Annotated in this window: 1 protein-coding gene; it reads right to left on the bottom strand. The window is 71.8% G+C overall.

Going from position 1 to position 255, the window contains the following annotated elements:
• The coding region (locus KVT44_RS56365; RefSeq protein WP_302832276.1) for a glycosyl hydrolase family 65 protein at positions 1–255 on the bottom strand (255 nt) is incomplete at both ends.

Below are 255 nucleotides of genomic sequence, written 5' to 3'. Positions count from 1 at the left end.
CCGAGAGCGGCACGGCGACCGCGCCGACGCGCACGTGGATCGCGGGTGCTGAGCCGGCGTGCACGCGAAGCTCCAGGCTGCGGTCACGGAGCATCACGTCGACGAGGTGGCCGCGGTATCGGATCTGGAACCCGACCCGGGTGAGGTTCGGCGGCAGTTGGGGGGCGAAGACGAGCTCGTCGTCACCGAGGGCCATGCCGGCGAAGGAGCGGACGGGTAGGTCGATGGTGCCGGCCATCGCGCCGAGGTGGATCC

This window comes from Streptomyces sp. GbtcB7, assembly GCF_019091445.1.
GTDB lineage: Bacteria > Actinomycetota > Actinomycetes > Streptomycetales > Streptomycetaceae > Streptomyces > Streptomyces mirabilis.
This window is presented reverse-complemented; position numbering and strand designations above follow the sequence as displayed.